Annotated in this window: 13 protein-coding genes and 1 tRNA gene; 7 read left to right on the top strand and 7 right to left on the bottom strand. The window is 64.7% G+C overall.

Annotation, left to right across the window (positions count from 1 at the left end; translation table 11 throughout):
* The first annotated feature begins 236 nt into the window (after positions 1–236).
* Positions 237–914 (top strand): Crp/Fnr family transcriptional regulator, encoded by a 678-nt coding sequence (locus tag AC5RW2_RS12520; protein ID WP_493966729.1) that lies wholly within the window; start codon positions 237–239, stop codon positions 912–914.
* A 133-nt stretch (positions 915–1047) separates the two neighbouring features.
* On the opposite strand, the gene AC5RW2_RS12515 is transcribed toward AC5RW2_RS12520, so the two are convergent.
* From AC5RW2_RS12515 to sp36, 3 genes are read right to left on the bottom strand one after another with little or no spacing between them, the layout of a single operon-like run.
* A complete protein-coding gene (locus tag AC5RW2_RS12515; protein WP_494049460.1) occupies positions 1048–1980 on the bottom strand; it encodes an NUDIX hydrolase in 933 nt (310 codons plus the stop codon).
* Positions 1964–2458 carry a RidA family protein gene (locus AC5RW2_RS12510; RefSeq protein ID WP_494025339.1) on the bottom strand — a complete coding sequence of 165 codons (495 nt, stop codon included), beginning with the start codon at positions 2456–2458 and terminating at the stop codon, positions 1964–1966. Before AC5RW2_RS12510 ends, AC5RW2_RS12515 begins: the two co-directional genes overlap by 17 nt.
* 2 nt (positions 2459–2460) lie before the next feature.
* On the bottom strand, positions 2461–2616 hold the full coding sequence (sp36, locus tag AC5RW2_RS12505) for a Sp36 family protein (RefSeq protein ID WP_493978079.1): 156 nt from the start codon (positions 2614–2616) through the stop codon (positions 2461–2463).
* A gap of 37 nt (positions 2617–2653) precedes the next feature.
* On the opposite strand from sp36, the gene AC5RW2_RS12500 reads away from it, so the two are divergent.
* Positions 2654–4954 (top strand): transglycosylase domain-containing protein, encoded by a 2301-nt coding sequence (locus tag AC5RW2_RS12500; protein WP_494074012.1) that lies wholly within the window; start codon positions 2654–2656, stop codon positions 4952–4954.
* A gap of 2 nt (positions 4955–4956) precedes the next feature.
* Positions 4957–5955, top strand: a complete 999-nt coding sequence (locus AC5RW2_RS12495; RefSeq protein ID WP_494012856.1) for a metallophosphoesterase — start codon at positions 4957–4959, stop codon at positions 5953–5955.
* Between the two features lie 225 nt (positions 5956–6180).
* Here AC5RW2_RS12495 and AC5RW2_RS12490 read toward each other — a convergent pair whose 3' ends face one another.
* Positions 6181–8046 (bottom strand): HNH endonuclease signature motif containing protein, encoded by a 1866-nt coding sequence (locus AC5RW2_RS12490; protein WP_494074011.1) that lies wholly within the window; start codon positions 8044–8046, stop codon positions 6181–6183.
* Between the two features lie 105 nt (positions 8047–8151).
* Positions 8152–8802, bottom strand: coding sequence for a nicotinamide mononucleotide transporter (locus tag AC5RW2_RS12485; RefSeq protein ID WP_494074010.1), 651 nt, complete (start codon positions 8800–8802; stop codon positions 8152–8154).
* Positions 8803–8963: 161 nt separating this feature from the next.
* Here AC5RW2_RS12485 and AC5RW2_RS12480 point away from each other — a divergent pair, with 161 nt between their 5' ends.
* From AC5RW2_RS12480 to AC5RW2_RS12470, 3 genes are all read left to right on the top strand, one after another.
* Positions 8964–10760, top strand: coding sequence for an ABC transporter ATP-binding protein (locus AC5RW2_RS12480; protein WP_494074009.1), 1797 nt, complete (start codon positions 8964–8966; stop codon positions 10758–10760).
* Positions 10757–12565, top strand: a complete 1809-nt coding sequence (locus AC5RW2_RS12475; protein WP_494074008.1) for an ABC transporter ATP-binding protein — start codon at positions 10757–10759, stop codon at positions 12563–12565. The genes AC5RW2_RS12480 and AC5RW2_RS12475 overlap by 4 nt, the downstream gene beginning before the upstream one ends.
* A gap of 138 nt (positions 12566–12703) precedes the next feature.
* Positions 12704–12780 (top strand) — tRNA-Pro (locus AC5RW2_RS12470).
* A gap of 323 nt (positions 12781–13103) precedes the next feature.
* On the opposite strand, the gene AC5RW2_RS12465 is transcribed toward AC5RW2_RS12470, so the two are convergent.
* Complete coding sequence (locus AC5RW2_RS12465) at positions 13104–13289, bottom strand: hypothetical protein (protein ID WP_494074007.1); 186 nt, start codon at positions 13287–13289, stop codon at positions 13104–13106.
* Positions 13290–13407: 118 nt separating this feature from the next.
* Between AC5RW2_RS12465 and AC5RW2_RS12460 the strand changes: the two genes are divergently transcribed.
* Positions 13408–17868 (top strand): NACHT domain-containing protein, encoded by a 4461-nt coding sequence (locus tag AC5RW2_RS12460; RefSeq protein WP_494074006.1) that lies wholly within the window; start codon positions 13408–13410, stop codon positions 17866–17868.
* Between the two features lie 26 nt (positions 17869–17894).
* Here AC5RW2_RS12460 and AC5RW2_RS12455 read toward each other — a convergent pair whose 3' ends face one another.
* On the bottom strand, positions 17895–18221 hold the full coding sequence (locus AC5RW2_RS12455; RefSeq protein ID WP_494074005.1) for a hypothetical protein: 327 nt from the start codon (positions 18219–18221) through the stop codon (positions 17895–17897).
* Positions 18222–18353: the final 132 nt, after the last annotated feature.

The raw sequence follows: 18353 nt of genomic DNA, 5'->3' as shown, positions 1-18353 counted from the left end.
GTTGCGGTGGGATGTGCATCAGTCTAGGCGGTCCGCCCGCGGGAATTATTAACCGCCGTTACGGGTTGTCACCTCCGGCAGCCCGTGCCGGTGCTCGATGCCGCGCTTTCCTCCTCTGGGAGCGAAAAGCCTTGTGGAAGATGTCACACGGGGTTTACATACGGCAAAATGGAGAACAGTGCCCCCACGGGAGAGCAGCTTGAACCCCAGCCGAACAGTACTAACTTGGAGAATTCATGGACGTAGAGATCCTTCGCCGCGCACCTCTTTTTGCCACTCTTGACGACGACGTTTTCGCCGCGCTGACCGACGAGCTGACCGAGGTCGACTTGTCCCGCGGTGCATCGGTGTTCCGCGAAGGTGACCAGGGCGACCAGCTCTACTTCATCGTCTCCGGCAAGATCAAGCTGGGCCGCACCGCTGCCGACGGCCGCGAGAACCTGGTGGCCATCCTCGGCCCGGGCGAGCTCTTCGGTGAGATGGCCCTCTTCGACCCGAGCCCGCGCAGCACCTCGGCGACCGCCGTCTCCGAGACCCGCCTCGCCGGGCTCAAGAACGAGAACCTGCGCGGCCTGCTGGAGACCCGCCCCGAAGTGTCGGCGCAGCTGCTGCAGGCTTTGGCCCGCCGCCTCCGCCGCACCAATGACTCGCTGGCCGACCTGGTCTTCTCCGACGTTCCGGGCCGCGTAGCCAAGGCCCTGCTGGACCTGGCCGACCGCTTCGGCCGCCCCGCCACGGACGGCATCCTGGTGGCACACGAACTGACGCAGGAAGAGCTGGCCCAGCTGGTCGGTGCCTCCCGCGAAACCGTCAACAAGGCGCTGGCCGAGTTCGTCCAGCGCGGCTGGCTGCGCCTGGAAGCGCGCGCGGTAGTCATCCTGGACATTCAGCGGCTTCGCCAGCGTTCGCGCTGATTTCCGCCACAAAAGTACGACGGCGGGGGCTCACCGATGGTGGGCCCCCGCCGTCGTTGTGGCTTGAGATGGCGGGTACCGTCGGCCGTCCGGCACGGGCCGTCGGGGCTGGGGTCCCTGTTGGCGGAGCGGCTCAGCGTCCCCGCGGGGCGGCGCCGCCTTCGGTGGCCGCGTTGGCCGTGACCTGCAGCATGGGCACACCGTCAACCTGGATCAGTTCCGGGTGGTAGAGCCGCTGCGGACGCTTGTGCGAGAGGTAGGCGATGCAGCCGCGGGCGCCGGCGATCTTCTCCACGATGATTTCCACTGCGGGCGAGGTCACCTCGCTGAACGTCAACCCGCGGGTGTCGGGCTCGTCCACAAGATCGCCCAGTGTCGTGGTCGTCCGCCCCGCCACCAGCTCCTGCGCCGGCAGCCAGGAGGCCCACACCCCCTTGCTTTCCAGCAGGGACGGCCGTTGATTGGCCGGCTGGGCCGCAGCGAAGTAGCGCGTGTCGAAGCGGCGATGGGCAAAATCGGGGCTGAGCCAGTGGGCCACGGGTTTGAGCAAGTCGGTACGGACGCCGAGTCCGCGCTTGCCGAGCGCTTCGCCGAAGGACACCTCCTGGGCGGCGACGGCCTCGCGGGTCCGCATCCAGTCGGCGCCGGAGGTGGACTCCGGCAGGGTGGATTCATCCGGACCGGCCAGCAACACGCCGGTTTCCTCGAACAGCTCGCGGATGGCCCCCACGACGTGGGCGTGGGCCAGGCGGTGGTCGTCCAGCCCGAGCATCTCGGCCCATTTGCTCGGCGAGGGGCCGTACCAGGTCACCGGGTCGCCGTCGCTCTCCTCCACGCTGCCGCCGGGAAAGGCCACCGTGCCCAGCGGAGAGGAGCCCGACCGGTAGCCGAGGTAGGTTTCCGTGCCGGCCGCGCCGTCCCGAACGAGGACGACCGAGGAGGCCATCCGGGGCTTGCGCGGCGTACGTTCCCCGTGGTGGAACCAGCTGTGGGCCGCGCCCAGCTGGTCCGGTACCACGGGGAAGAGCCGCTGCTCCTCGCGCAGCGGACTAGCTGAATTCGGCAATCAGTTCTACCTCGACCGGCGAATCCAGCGGCAGCACGGCCACGCCGACGGCGGACCGGGCATGCGCGCCAGCCTCGCCGAGGACCTGCCCCAGCAGCTCGGAGGCGCCGTTGATCACACCCGGCTGGCCGGTGAATGCCGGATCGGAGGCCACGAAACCGACGACCTTGACCACCCGGGTGATCCGGTCCAGGTCACCGATGACGCTCTTGACCGCTGCCAGGGCATTCACGGCGGCCGTCGCGGCGAGGTTTTTCGCCTCGTCGGCACTGACCAGGCCGGCACCGTCGCCCACCTTTCCGGCGGCCGGAAGTTCGCCGTTGACGAACGGCAGTTGCCCGGAGGTGTAGACATAATTCCCGGAGACGACCGCCGGGACGTAGGCGGCCACCGGAGCTGCCACCTCCGGCAGGGACAGTCCCAGACCGGCCAGGCGCTCTTCGACGGTGGACTTCCGGGCTTCAGTGGTTTCCGTCATGGCTACTGCTTCTCCCGCTTCAAATAGGCAACCGGATTGGTTCCGTTCGGACCGGGGAACACCTGGACGAGCTCCCAGCCGTCCTCCCCCCACTGGTCAAGAATCTGCTTGGTCGCGTGGATAATGAGCGGAATTGTCGCGTATTCCCATTTGGTCATAACTCAAAGGGTAGCGCTTGCTTGTAAACTGAACCCCATGGCCGCTCGCAAATCCCCCTTCTTCGACACTGCGACCACCCTAGGCAAAGTTGTTGGCTTCCTGGGTATCAGTGCGCTCTGCGGCGTGCTCGCAGCCGGTCTGCTGGTTCCGGCCGCAGCCGTGGCCGGTGTCGGGGCAACCTCATCGATCGAATACTTCGACCAATTGCCGGACGAACTGCAGACGCAGCCGCTGTCCCAGCCGTCGCGGATCCTCTCCGCCGACGGCAAGCTGATTGCCACGTTCTACGCCGAAAACCGCGTCCCGGTGACCCTGGACAAGGTCTCCCAGCACATGCAGGACGCCATCATCTCCATCGAGGATGTGCGTTTCTACGAACACAACGGTGTGGACCCCCAAGGCATCATGCGCGCCGCGGTGACGAACATGGCCGGCGGGGACCTGCAGGGCGCGTCGACGCTGACCATGCAGTATGTGAACAACGTGCTGATCGACGCCGGCGCTTCCGCGGGCAAGGGGGCCGAAGAGCTGACCATCAGCGGCACCAAGGACATCGGCGACAAGCTGCGCGAGGCGAAGCTGGCCATCGCCGTCGAAAAGGAATTCAGCAAGGAAGAGATCCTGCAGGGCTACCTGAACATCGTGTTGTTCAGCGGCCAGGTCTACGGCATTGAAGCCGCTGCGAAGACCTTTTTCGGCGTTCCGGCGTCCAAGCTGAACATCCAGCAGTCGGCCATGCTGGCCGGCATGGTGCAGTCGCCCAACTACTTCAATCCGGTGAACAACCCGGAAGCCACGCTGGAGCGCCGGAATACGGTGCTGGCGGCCATGCGTAACGCGGGAAAGATCACCCAGGCGGAGTACGACGAAGCCGTTGCCAGCGACCTGGGCTTGAATCTCAAGCCGGTACGTTCCGGCTGTGTCGCGGCAAACTTCGCCGACTACTTCTGCAGCTACGTGCAGCACGCCATCATGCAGTCCGACGCGTTCGGTGCGGACTCCACCGAACGGGCGAAGCTTTTGGCCCGTGGCGGCCTCACCATCAAGACGACGCTCGACTCCCGCCTCCAGAAGGAAGGCCAGAAGCAGATCGAGCAGGAAGTCCCGGTGGGCGATGAGTCCGGCGTCGGCTCGTCCATGGTCTCGATTGAACCGGGCACCGGCAACATCCTGATGATGGCCCAGAACACCAACTACAGCCCCGAAGACGGCGCGGCCAATACGGAGCTGAACTACAACGTCGACGCCGATATGGGCGGCGGCAACGGCTGGCAGCCTGGCTCCACGATGAAGCCCTACACCATGGTCGCCTGGCTCGAAGCGGGCAAGGCGCTCAACGCGTCGGTCGACGCGCGCCGGACGGAGTACCCGGCGCAGTACAACTGGAACGCGAGCTGCCTGCCCCCGGACGCGTGGTTCAGTGAGTGGGACTTCCAGAATGCGCTGCCAGGTTTCGAGCGGACAATGACCGCCAGCCAGGGCCTGACGTGGTCGATCAACTCCGCTACCGCAGCCATGGCCGCGCAGCTGGACCTCTGCGACATCCGGGATGCGGCAACACGCCTCGGCGTCCGGACGGCGACGGACAAGGAACCGATCAGCATTGAGCACCCGTCCTTCATCATCGGCACGACCAACGTGTCCCCGATGACGATGGCGGCTTCGTTCGCGGCGTTCGCCAGCGGCGGCGTGTACTGCAAGCCGATCGCGCTGACCTCCGTGACGGACGCCCAGGGCAACAAGTACGAGGTGCCGAAGAAGTCCTGCGAACGGGCGATCTCGGAGGAAGTAGCTGCTGCCGTCAGCGTCCCGCTGGAGAACCTGGTCAACCTGCAGCTGGGAGGAATCCATCCGATTGGTGTTCCCGCCGCTGTCAAGACCGGCACGACCGACAAGTCTGAGTACACCTGGACGGTGGGTTACACCAAGGGCATTTCCACTGCTTCCTGGGTGGGCAACCCTCATGCCTACAAATCGATCAACAACATCCCCATCAACGGCGTAACGCGCGACTACGTGGACGGTGCGACCATCGCCGGCGGGCAGTGGACCGATTACATGGAGAAGGTCGCCGGCCTGTACAAGACGGGCAGCTTCGGCTCCGCTCCGAGCAGCATGATGTATCCGCCCCGACCGGTCCAGACCCCGGCACCCGCCGAGTCGAACAACAACTCGAATTCCAGCAACAGCAGCGACGACGGGGATTCGGGCGGCGACTCCGGTGACTCCGGCGGTTCCGGTGACTCCGGCGATTCCGGCAACGGAAACGGCGGAGGCAACGGCAACGGCGGGGGTAACGGAAACGGCGGAGGCAACGGCGGAGGAGGCAACGACTAACCGTGGACACTGACTTGTTGCGGGCACGGCTCCGGACCGCAGGCACGCTGGCCCTGGGGGCCACGGCTGCGGGCGGGGCCGCGCTCGTCTACGGCTCCGTTATCGAGCGGAACCTCTTCAAGGTCCGCGAAGAAACGCTGCCCATCCTGCCCGCCGGACGAGGCCCTCTGAGGATCCTGCACCTGTCCGACATCCACATGACTCCCGGGCAGACGCTGAAGCAGAGGTGGCTGCGGCAGCTGGCGTCGCTGGAACCGGACTTGGTGGTCAACACCGGCGATAACCTCAGCCATCATCAGGCCGTGCAGCCCCTGCTGGACTCGCTGGCACCGCTCATGGATGTTCCGGGCGTGTTCGTCCCGGGCTCCAACGATTACTACTCCCCGGTGATGAAGAACCCGTTCTCCTACCTCACCGGCCCCTCCTCTCAGCCCAAGGACTACGCGGAGCGTGAACTGCCCTGGCGGGAGATGCATGCGGCTTTCGGCACCGCGGGCTGGATCGACTTGACCAACCGGCACCAGTCGGTGGTGGTGGACCGGGTGCGGCTGGACTTCACGGGGGTTGACGATCCGCACCTGCAGCGCGACCAATATTCGGGTTTCCCCAACGGTTCGACATCCGCCGATGAGGCCGCATTCCTGCGGATCGCGGTGGCCCACGCTCCGTACCAGCGGGTGCTGGACCGGTTCACTGCCGACGACGCCGACCTGATGCTGGCCGGGCATACCCATGGTGGCCAGGTCCGCTTACCCGGCTACGGGGCCTTGACCAGCAACTGCGATCTGCCTACGTGGCGCGCCCGGGGGCTGACGTACTGGGAGCACGAGGGGCGTAGCGTCCCGTTGAACGTGTCGGCCGGGTTGGGAACGTCGCGTCTGGCTCCGGTGCGCTTCGCCTGCCGCCCGGAGGCTGTGCTGCTGACACTGACACCGGCTAATCCGGCCGGCGAAGTCCCTGCCGAAGGCCGCCCCACCGGGCCCGGCCCCGGGCTCAGCTGAGCACAGAAGCACGCTTGTCCATCTGGTCTTACACCAGCTCTCGCCTTCTTCTCTGCAGCCCACTAATGCATCATTAAATGCGCCCCGTGTGCCCGCCCGCTAAGACTTCCTCAGCAGCGCCCTGCGCGCCCGCCCGCTAAGACTTCCTCAGATGTGCCCTGTGCGCCCGCCCGCTAAGACTTCCTCAGCAGCGCCCTGCGCGCCCGCCCGCGCCGAATCGCTAGGTCAGGCTAGGAGTGGTTGGGGTGGGATGTGGGTTTGCCAGTAGGAGTTGCGCAGCGGTTTGCGGCGCGGGTCGATGTAGTCCGGCGGGGTGAACCAGGGGATCCCGTCGACGACGTTGATCTCCCAGTTGCCTTGCTCGATCAGGTCGTGGTGGAGCAGGCAGAGGCACACCCCGTTGTTCACGCCGGTGCGACCGCCGGCCCACCACGGGATGATGTGGTGCGCCTCCGTCCAGAACGCGGGCATGCTGCACCCGGGGAAGGCGCAGCCCTTGTCCCGGGCGACCAGGGCCCGGCGGATGGCCCTGTTGAAGAACCGTTGGGACCGGCCCAGGTCCAGGATCTCGCCCTCGGATCCCAGGACCGCCGGGATGATCTCGGCGTCGCAGGCCATCCGGCGGACCGTGGTGGCCGAGACCGGGCCGTTGAAGACCGCGCTGCCGCCGCCGGAGAGCAGCCCGGCCAGCTGCTCGTACCCGGTGGTGACGATCACCTGGGTGCGGTGCCCGCCCGAGTCCGGAAGCCTGCCGGTGTTCAGCGCGATCCGGCACGCCCCGACCAGGCCCGCGAGCAGCTTCTGCGCCCGGGTGGCGTCATCCATCGCCTCCACCACGGTCGGATCCACACCGGCGGAACTATCGCTGCTGGCTTCGGCCCCGGAGGACAGATCGCCCCTCGCGCCGGTTATGTAGCCGCGGTCACCCTCAGCGGCACCGGCTCCGCCCCTGCCTGCCTCCGCGGCACCGGCGCTGGGACCGGTGCCGGGACCGGCGCCGGGAACATCGTGGTTACCGCCGCTGCTGGCCGTGCCGGCGACCGTGGTTCCGTCACTTTCGGTGTGGGACTCCCCAGAACCGGCCGGACCCGCCTTTGCGGTGTTGGCGTTGCCGGTTGCGTCTGCTTCGCCTGTGTCTGTAGGGGTGCTGCCGGTGGCGGTGGTTTCGATGGCGTCGGGGCGGATCCTTGGGTTCGCGGCGCTGTTCATCACGGTGGCGAGGGCTTCGTACTGGGCGTCGGTGGTGTTGATGACGAACTGGTGCAGCCCGCGGCGCCGGCCGCGGTAGAACATGCCCTGCCGGGCCCGGAGTTCCTCCGCGGACGGTTCGGCACCGTCCTGGTCGACGGCGGTTTCCCACGTTCTGGCCACCATCACCAGGGTGTCCGCGTCGGCGTCCGCGGCCTGTCGGACCAGCGACGCTTCCATCGCCTGCAACGCCTCCGGGCTACCGGCGTGGCGGGCCCGGTCCAGGGAATCGACCACCAGGGCCGCGGCCTGGCCGCTGACCTGCCCGCCGGCCATGGCCTCGGCCAAGACCGGCAGCGCCGGCGCACCCGGTTCCCCGTCCAGCCGGACCGGCGCGGCGATCGCCTTGCCCACCCGCAGCCGGCGCCGCGCCTCGACAATCCCGATCCCCAACCGGGAGCGCAGATACTCCGCCGTGTTGGCGAACTCCGTCTTGCGTCGGCGCCGCACCTGCTGCGCCCCGGACCTGCCCGGGGCCGCTGCGTCCACGCCGCCGGTGCTGATCGCCGCCGCCGGGTCCGCCCACTCCCCCGCCCCCGCGGTGCCCGACGTGGCGGCACCGGGCTCTGCGCCGGCCCCGGCGCTTGCTCCGAGTCCTGACACCGTTGCATGTTCCCCGTTGGCGGCGATGTCCGCCCCCTCCACCGCGTGGGCGCCGACGGCCTGCAGGAACTCCACGAGCTTCGAAACACCCTCGACCGCCGCCACCGTGTTGGCCAGGTCCCGGGTAGACAGGGACCCCGACTCGGCGGGAAAACGGTAGGCAACATCCTGCAGCAGGACACACGCCTGGTCCAGAGATGCTTCCATCTCCCCGGTGCGGTCCAACGGTGCAAGAGCCATACCACAATTTTATTCGTACACAGATTCGATAGCCATCAAAAGGGCCCAGTGTGTAGGAGTAGTGCCCTAGGGCCGCGGTCCAAGCCGAAGGACGGCGCCGCGATGCTACGTCGAAGCGGCCGTCTCCGCGTGCGCCTCGCGCCATTTGGACCAGCCGTACAGACTCAAAATTCCCAGCAGGACGGTGAACACGATGGCGTCAAGTGCAAAGAGGACCTGCGGGTTTGCGTTCGCTGCCAGTCTGGTCAGCCCCATCAGCGAGAGGGCGACGCCGATCCACCACGCTTCGATAACGCCGCGCGCGAGACCGAGGTACAGCAGCGGAGTCAGCAGGCTAACGACCGCTGCTTCAGCAATGGCCGCCGGGTCGGCCATGTGCATCAGCATCATGGGCAGCACGTCGATACAGAAGAACAGCAGGACAAGCACCATCAGGCAGGCCGCGGCCAGCCAGTCGGATTGCTCTACCGGGTGGACCGGAAACCCGCCGGTCGCCGGCTGCCGGCGCGACCGCGGGCCCCATCGCCACCGCCACCATCCGTAGGCGGCCACCGCAGGCAACACCAGGACGGCCAGGCTAAATGCGCCAGCCACGCCCATCAACACCATGGACAGGACCGGTTCCGCCAGCAGCACCAGCCAGCCGGCCGGTTTCCGCAGCACCAAGAGCAGGACGCCGGCCACCCGCAGCAGCGGAAAGAGCATTGACATCCACAGGAACACCCCGAAGCCGTTCGCGACGTCCGTCAGATCCATGCCCGCCCCCGTTGGTGAATGGTTCCGCATAGCCTAGCAAGCACTGGTTTCCCAACGCGTCGGCTCGGGCCGGGCCAACAGTGACCAGCGCCTCAACGCGGTCGCTAGGATAGTTGCTGCAGTACACGAAGCCCTCCGAACCACTGCAACGAATCGACCACATGACTGAGTTATCCCTCTGGCGCTCGATCGCCCGGCTCAAACACTATGTCCGGCCCATCCTCCCCCGGCTGATCCTGGGATTCTTCAGCGCCCTCGGCGCCAGCCTGGTGGCACTGGCCATTCCCCAGGTCTTGCGCGGCCTGGTGGACACCATCCATACCGGTGGCCGCCCCTCGGAAGTCTGGGGCCCCGCCGTCGTCATTGCGGTGCTGGGTGTGGCCGAGGCCGGCCTGGTGTACCTGCGGCGCGTGTTCGTGATCGCGCCCGCCACGGACGTGGAGATGGGCATGCGCACCAGCTTCTACCGGCACGTGCAGCATCTGCCGGCCGCCTTCCATGACCGCTGGGGCTCGGGCCAGCTGCTTTCCCGCTCCATGGCGGACCTGGGCCTGATCCGGCGTTGGCTGGCGTTCGGGTCGCTCATGCTGGTGGTCTCCTTGGTGACTGTGGTCGCGGGGCTGGCGCTGATGTTCGCGCTGAACCAGTTGCTGGGACTGATCTTCCTGGCCGCCGCCGTGCCACTCGTCTGGCAGGGGTTCCGCTTCCGTACCGCGTTCGGCGCTTCCTCCCGGCTGAGCCAGGACCAGGCGGGCGACCTCGCCACCACCGTGGAGGAATCGGTGCACGGGATCCGGGTGCTCAAGGCCTTCGGCCGCGGCAAGTACGCGCTGGAGAACTTCCACGGCCAGGCCGAAGAACTGCGCCAGACCGAACTGGCCAAGGCCCGCACGCTGTCCAAGTTCCTCGCCACCGTCGTGTCACTGCCCGATCTGGTGCTGGGCGCCGCGTTGGTCATCGGCATCATGCAGGTCTCCGGCGGGCACATGACCGTGGGCGACCTGGTCGCCTTCTTTGCCACCGCCGCCGTGGTGGCCGGTCCGGTGGAAGCGATCGGTTCCCTGATGGGCATGACGCTGACGGCGAAGACCGCCCTGGACCGGCACTTCGACGTGATGGATACGAAGAACACCATCATCGACCCGGACGTTCCCGCACCGGCCGGCCCCGTGCGCGGGGAACTGCGCCTGTCCAACGTAGTCTTCCGCTATCCCGACGCCGCCGCGGACGCGGCCCCGGTCCTCGACGGCGTGGACCTGCACGTGCGCGCGGGTGAAACCCTGGCGCTGGTAGGGGTCACCGGCTCGGGCAAGAGCACCCTGCTGCAGCTGATTCCCCGGCTGTACGACGTCACCTCCGGCGCCGTGTTTCTGGACGGTACGGATATCCGTCATCTCCCGCTGGCCGAGCTGCGCGCCCGCGTGTCGGTGGCCTTCGAGGACTCTACGCTGTTCTCCACCTCGGTCCGGGACAACGTGCTGCTCGGTGCCCGCCCGGGCGGGGAAGATCCAGACATCCTCCTCTCCCGGGCGCTCGAGGTGGCGCAGGCCGGGTTCGCCTACGACCTGCCGCAGGGCGTGGACACGCGGATCGGCGAGGAAGGACTGAGCCTGTCCGGCGGGCAGCGGCAGCGGATTGCGCTGGCCAGGGCCATCGCCGCGCAACCGGCCGTGCTGGTGCTGGACGACCCGCTCTCGGCCTTGGACGTGCGGACCGAAGAAGCGGTTACGCAGCGGCTGCGGGAAGAACTGCGCGGCACCACCACCGTGATCGTGGCCCACCGGCCCTCCACCGTGGCGCTGGCCGACCGGGTGGCGCTGCTGCAGGACGGACGGATTACTGCGGTCGGCAGCCACTCGGAGCTGCTGCGCAGCAGCACACACTACCGGTACGTGATCGCCTCGCTGGCGGCCGAGCCCATGGTCGAAGACGTCCTGGACGCAAAGGAAGCCCGATGAGTTCCATGACCGGAGTCGCCGGCGAAGACAACATCAACCTGGACCAAACCGACCGCAGAGCCGTCAGGCGGCGCTCCCTGCGGCTGCTGGGCGAACTGGTGTCCCCGCACAAGCGGCTGTTCGCGCTCTCCATCGTGCTGGTGGTGGCCAGCAACGCCGCCCGGGCCGCCGGTCCGGTGCTGGTGGCCTTCGGCATCAACAATGCGCTGCCGGCCTTCACCGGCGGCGACACCATGCCCCTGGTGCTGGTCGGCGCCGCCTACGCCGCCGTCGCGATCGCCGGCGGATCCCTGCTGGCGGCCTACATCTACGTCACCGCCCGTCTCAGTCAAGCCATGCTGCTGGCCCTGCGGGTCCGGGTCTTCCGGCATACCCAACGGTTGAGCCTAAAGTTTCACGAAACCTACACCTCCGGCCGGATCATCTCCCGGCAGACGTCGGATTTGGAGGCGCTGCGGGAACTGCTGGACAACGGCGTCACCCAGCTGACCTCCGGCGTGATGTTCATGCTCTTCACCGCCATCAGCATCGCCGGACTGGACTGGAAGAGCGGGCTGATCATCCTGGTCGCCGCCATACCCATCGCCTTCGTCACCCGGTGGTACCAAAAGGGCTCCGAGCTGGCCAACCGCGCCTCCCGGGTGGTGTCGGCCCGGCTGATCGTGCACTTTGTGGAAACCATGACCGGCATCCGGGCCGTCAAGGCCTTCCGCCGCGAGCACGACAACTCCGAACGCTACAACAAGCTGGCCGCCGACTACCGCGGCGCGACCCTGCGGAACATCAAGTACTTCGGCGTGCTCCAGCCGGTGCTGAACGGCGTCGGCAACCTGACCGTGGCCGTGGTGCTGTTGATCGGCGGCTTCCGGGTGCTTGACGGCGATCTTGCCATCGGCACCCTGGTCGCGGTGCTGCTGGCCACCAAACAGGTCTTCCGCCCCACAGAACAGATCGCCATGTTCTACAGCTCCTTCCAGTCCGCGGCCTCCGCGCTGGAAAAGGTCTCCGGGCTGCTGGAAGAAGAACCAACCATCGTCTCCCCGGCCCGCCCGGTCCCGCTCAAGGACGCCCGCGGCGCGATCCGGTTCCGTGATGCCGTCTTCGGCTACGGCGACGGCCGGGTGGTCCTGCCCAGATTGAACCTGGACATTCCCGCCGGCCAGACGGTCGCCGTCGTCGGGCAAACCGGGGCCGGCAAGTCCACCGTGGCCAAACTGATCGCCCGCTTCTATGACCTGACCTCCGGGTCGCTCACCCTTGACGGGATCGAGCTGCGGCAGCTGTCCAACGAAGACCTGCGCCGCGCCGTCGTGATGGTCACGCAGGAAGCGTTCCTGTTCAGCGGCAGCGTCGCGGAGAACATCGCCCTGGGCAACCCGGAGGCCAGCCGCGCGCAGATCGAGGACGCCGCGCGCGCCGTCGGCGCCCACGAGTTCATCCTGTCTCTGCCCGAGGGCTACGACACCGACGTGAACAAGCGCGGCGGCCGCGTCTCGGCCGGCCAGCGGCAGCTCATCTCCTTCGCGCGCGCGTTCCTGGCCGACCCGGCGGTGCTGATCCTGGACGAAGCCACCGCGTCGCTGGACATTCCCAGCGAGCGCCAGGTCCAGGAGGGCCTGCAGACGCTGCTGGGCAACCGCACGGCGCTGATCATCGCGCACCGGCTTTCCACCGTCGAGATCGCCGACCGGGTGCTGGTCATCCACGAGGGCCGGGTGGTTGAGGATGGGCCGCCGGCGGAACTGATCGCCGGCGACGGCCGCTTCGCCCAACTGCACGCCGCGTGGAAGGACTCGCTGGTCTGACCGAGGCTTGGCCGGGCCGACGTCCGGTCTGACCGAGGCCCGGCCGGGCCACCGCCGATTTCTCCTTTGGGGGCTGTCTCCGCTATCCTTGAACAGTTGCTTTCGCGGCCGTCACGACGACGGCGGGGGCAACGGTATCGGGGTGTGGCGCAGCTTGGTAGCGCGCGTCGTTCGGGACGACGAGGTCGCAGGTTCAAATCCTGTCACCCCGACCAGAGTGGCTTTATTCGAACCATGGTCTGAATAAAGCCACTTTAGTTTGAACAATAGAAATGGCGTCGAGAAATCGGCGCCATTTTTGTATTTTGGGACTGCCCGGCGAGTACGTGTGAAACGCCAACCCGGCGTGTTTGCGGCCATTGGGTCGGCCTTGGAACAGATGCCGCCCCGTGACGTTTCGGACGACCGGAAGGCCATCTGGGCGGCGAAAATGTCGTCGAAGGGTTGATTCAGGTCTGCGCCAACCGCGTCGTCTTGGTGGGCGAAGAATCGCAAGAAGAACGACTCGTTGAGTAGTCTCCGGAGCTTGTCTGTTGCCCTATCGCAGTAGGCTTTCCGGGTCAGCAATCCTATCTAGCGCCTTGGTGAGCAGCTGGCCGCCTACTGCATTTTCTTCGCCCGACGTTGGCGAGACCCTCTTCAGCTCGAGAGCGCTGAAGAGGGTCTCGTGCATCTTCTCGCGAACCTTCGACAGAATGCCGTCGGCCGCGGCGAATATCGCCATCAAGGCCTTTCTGTTCTCGTGGGTGATAGTGTTTCCCCGCAGCTGCGCAATAAGCGTCAGCTGGCTGAAGTGTGTCGAATACGCGGGAACAAGAATTTACCTGCAGGTTGGAGTCGCTGTGAGCCCGAGGCCGGGAGGTGAAGCGGACAAGCTGGGCAACAAGTACGAGGCGGCGTGGGCAATTAGGCATGCGCTCTACTGCATTACTGATGGCCGCCATTCGCTGACACTCGAAGACCTGGACATCGAAGTCGGCAAAGGTTCGGAGTTCACTTTTGCGAGCAGTGCGTCCACAGAGGTTCATCAGCTCAAACGCCAGAATGGAAACAGTAATAGCTGGACGGTGAAGTCCCTCGCTGACCTCAATGTCTTCGAAGCGGCGGCCACTCATATTGCGGCAGGTCGTGAATTTCACTTCGTATCTCTAGTACCTTGCCGTCCGTTGCAGGAGTTGGCTGAGCGAGCTCGCAAGTCGGCGGATCTGACCTCGTTCACCCAATCCTTGCTGACAGGCGAGCTCCGTCCTGTCTTTGATCAGCTGTCCGCCGCGGCTATTCTTGGTAGTTCTTTGAAGGCATGGAACACCTTGCGGGGCATGTGGTTTTCCGTCCAGGACGAGCACGACATCATCCGAATGAACGCCATGCTCGCCGGACGTCAACTGGGTGGGGCGACGGGGCATCTAATTGCGCTCGCGATCGGAGACATTCTTCTCGACAACCTTGGCCGTCGTCTTACTAGGACTGAACTTCTGGAGTTGCTCGCTCGGCAAAATATCCGTCTGATCGAGGCTGCTTCGCACCAAAACGCACGCGAGCAAGTAGCTGCCCTCACAAACAGTTGGCGCGAGTCGGTCCGACGCGAACTACTGCAGCCCCGAATTGAGCGTGCAGAAGCCTCTCAGCTAATCGACGTGCTTCACGATTACCGGATGGGCTTCGTGGCTGGCATGGCGGGTGGCGGCAAAAGTTCAATTTTAGAGCAATCCGTCGAGTCACTTGAAGCAGCAGGCGCGAAAGTGCTTGCGATTCGCCTTGACCGCCTTGATTCGTTTGCTTCGACGACGGACTTAGGCCGGCAACTGGGACTTGAGACCTCGCCGGCTGTTGTGCTGGCCATGGCAGCCGAGGACCGGGACGCTATTCTTATCATCGATCAGCTCGATGCAGTAAGCCTTGCGTCGGGGCGAATGCCCGAGAGCTTCGACATCGTTGTGGACCTCATCGGAGAAGCGTTGTCGGTGTCGGGCATAAAAGTCATCCTCGCCTGCCGTGAGTTCGACATCGACAACGACCATCGGATTCGATCACTGACTGACCGTCCGGACACGGTGAAGGTGTCCGTCGGCACTCTTTCTGATGAAGCAGTCAACGCCGCCGTCACTGGGATGGGTCTCGACGCGACGCGGCTGACCACTTCCCAGCGGTCAATCGTGCGAACTCCGATGCACCTCGTGCTACTCAAAACGATAGCCGGCCAAGAGGGAGCGTTGGCGTTTCAATCCAAGGGCTCGCTGTTCGAGGCCTACTGGGAGCGTAAACGGCAAACTTCTCGCGCAAGGCGAGCTGAGGTGCGATTCAACGAGGTCCTCAGCCGGGTCGCGAACGCGGCGAGCGACCGTCAGACGCTATCCGTCCCAGTCGAGGTTCTTGATGACGGCGACCTGATCGAGGACGCGCATGTGCTCGTATCGGAGCACGTCCTGTCACGTGACGGCGACCGGATCGCTTTCTTTCACGAGACGTTCTTCGACTACGCGTTTGCCCGGCAATGGGTGTCGCGATCAGAGTCATTGGTGGACTTCCTGCTTCGGGACGAGCAAGAGCTGTTCCGCAGAGCTCAGGTTCGTCAGATCCTGCAGCACCTCTATGAACGCGAGCCTGAACGGTTCCGAGTTGAAGCATCGGCCGTGTTGGTGAGTGAACAGATACGCTTTCACATCAAAGCGACAGCGCTCGCAGTCCTCTCCAACCTCAGCGCTCCAACCAGCCAGGACGCAGAGGCGGTCTTCGAGGTTGCCGCAACGGCGCCGTGGCTCGAGGAGCAACTCTGGTCGCACATAGGCCGAGCCCCGTGGTTCAAAAGGTTGCACGAAGACGGCGCAATCGCTGCCTGGCTTGATAGCGGTGAGCCGGCTCTTCAGCAGCGTGCGGTCAACCTGATGGCAAGCGCGCTCAAGGAACTGCCAGGCGAAGTTGCCGAGCTTCTACGTGCGCGTCGAGCTGCGCCCGAGTACCTCAACTGGCTGCGCCGGATCGCCCGGTTCTCGGATGCCCACGAGAATCGTGCGCTGTTCGACCTAGTACTCGCGGCGGTCGTCGAAGGCGGCTTTAATGCCGCTGATCGTGAGTTGTGGCTAGCGGTTCATGACCTCGCGAAGCACAAACCGCTCTGGGCGATTGAGTTGATTCAGGCACGGGTCGTTAACCACGCAGATGGACTCTTGCTCGACGACAGCGGGAAGGTGGCTCTCCTTAAGCTTCGCGAGTACGGCGCAGCAGAGCTGGTGCGCGAAGCCGCCGCAGCGGAGCCCCTGGTCTTTGCCCAGGCTGTCGTTCCGTATCTACTTCAGGTTATGGCCGTCACGGCCTATGAGCCGCGCCCCGATGAACCCATTCGTGACCGACACTTCTCCGTGCGGCTTGATGTCGACGATCTTGGCGACAGGGAGCTTGACGATGCGCTTTTTACCGGCTCAGTTCGCGCACTCGAAGCGCTTACCCGGACCTCACCTCACCTAGCTCGACCGCTTCTCGAGGAACTTGCCGCAGATCCTCACGATGCGGCGCAATTCTTGCTCTACCGGGCGCTCACTGCCGGTGCTGCCAATTTCGCTGATTGGGCGGCGACCCTGATCTTGGAAGGCGGTGCACGTCTTGATTGCGGCTACATATCAGACTCGGACTGGGCCGCGCGCGAGTTGGTCCAAGCTGGTGCTCCGCACCTCAGCGATGAAATTCACCAGCAACTTGAAGACCTGTTCCGCGACCTGCGCAACGCCTACGAGAGTCGACACAGTTTCGGACGGTCTGCGTTCACTTTCCTCTCGGCACTTGAGGAGCATCGACTTAGCCCAGCCGGCGTGCGTCGGCTGGGAGAGTACCGCCGAAAGTTTCAGGAAGATGCACCGTCAAAGCCGCGAGGCATAATCGGCGGCACAATCGGTTCGCCCATTGGGCCGCAAGCAGCGAGCAAGATGACCGATGAGCAATGGCTTAAAGCCATGACCAAGTACAGCTCTGACGAAACGAATTGGAGCACGTGCACTGGTGGAGCCCGCGAACTGTCGCATACCCTGCGCGAGCAAACCGCTGCGGACCCGAGCCGCTTCGCCCGTCTAGCACTCAGGCTGACACCGGAACACAATGCAGCCTATGCCAATGGTCTCTTGATGGGCTTCGCGGACGCAGGACGCTCTGACGAGACGGGGCCACTGATTTATGACGCCGTTCGACACATTGCGTCCCTAGGTCATGATGACGTCGACCGTTGGCTTGGGAACGCGCTGCGGCACTACTACCGCGACGTGCCGCTTGATCTAGTCGAACTTCTCCGCAATCGCGCGCTTCAGTCTTCGGACCCCGCAGACGACTCGCCCATCTTCACTCAAGAGGGAGACGACGGCAGAAGTGCTGCCGATATGCACAACAACGGCATTAACACGGCCAGAGGCAGTCTTGCCGAGACGCTTGGTGATTTGTTGGTTTACGACGTCGATGGCGAGCGAACCGAGCTCGTTCGACCGCATCTCGACGCACTCGCTAGCGACCCGGTTCTCTTCGTCCGATCGTGCGTTGCACATACCGTGGCAGCATCACTCCGACATGCTCGTCCGGATGCCGTCGCAGCGTTTGAGAAGTTGATCGATGCCGACGACCGAATCTTGGCCGCAGTGATGGTGCAGCGGTTGATGGTCTATATCGGCAATGTCGATCCAAAAATCATTGCCCCCGTCATTCAGCGGATGCTTGAGTCCCAGGACGCCGAGGCCCGTGAAGCGGGCGGAGCACTCGCCGCATTTGCTGCCCTCGAATGGAGCCGTCCCGAGTTGATGGCGCAAGTGTTGGCAGGTGACGCCAAGACGCGCAAGGGCGCCGCAGAAATATGCGCCAATCGAGTTGATTGCACGTTGAATGCCGAGCTTGCGAGCTCGGCTCTTATCGATCTAATGAATGATGATGATGACGAAGTCCTAGAGGCCGCCGCGAAGGTTGCTCCCCATCTACGCGGCCACCCACTACGTCCATTCGCCGACCTGCTGACTGCACTGATTAAATCGCCGGCCTACGACCATGCCACGCCGCAGTTACTGCTAACACTGCAACACGCACCAGACAAGATTGATCAACTCATTCTGCAAGCATCGCAGCGGTTCATTTCCGTCTTTGGCAGTGATGCTAAAGACATCAGGACCGGTGCCGCTGGCGACGCGCATTACATTAGCGAGCTTGTAGTCCGTGGATTGGCCCAATCTCGTAGCAGAGGACATCGGGCGGCATTGCTCGACGTCTTGGACACCCTCCTTGAGCTCGGTGTATACGGCGTGGACAACACGATCGCAGAAGCTGAGCGACTGTAAGAACCTGTAGACAGGCGAGCCGGTGCTTAGCAACCTTGTCCGTCAAAGAGAAATGGAAGCTCCATGTGCTGCTCAATGCCATGATCGAGATGGCATGTGAAGAGCAAGATCTGGACGACAAGCCCGAGCGTTAGTCCGATGCACCGGCCAGGACAAACAATCGTGCGGTATTGCAGCTGCAGCCAACGCGCTTCGCGATCTCGCGTTTCCATTCCCTGCTTTGGCAGCCGAAGAATCTCCTTCTCCTTTACTGGAGTTAGATTATGAGCTTGGGAGGCGACACCCTTCTCAGCAAGCAGTCGCAGGAAGGTCGACTTCGCGATGCCCTGCTCGCGAGCCAGCGTGTTGCTCATCTCGCCGACGTGGTAGCGAGCCACGATTTGCGCCAGCTTTTCAGCCGTGAAGCGGTCTAAAGTCCGATATGGCTGAGTGTTGCGCTTTGCCTCCGGCGGGCGGCTTGATCAGTCCAACATCCATCCATCCGT

The sequence above is a fragment of the Arthrobacter sp. B0316-1-20 genome (assembly GCF_059091865.1).
Note: the sequence above shows the minus strand (reverse complement) of the source record. Positions and strands in the feature narration are given on the sequence as shown.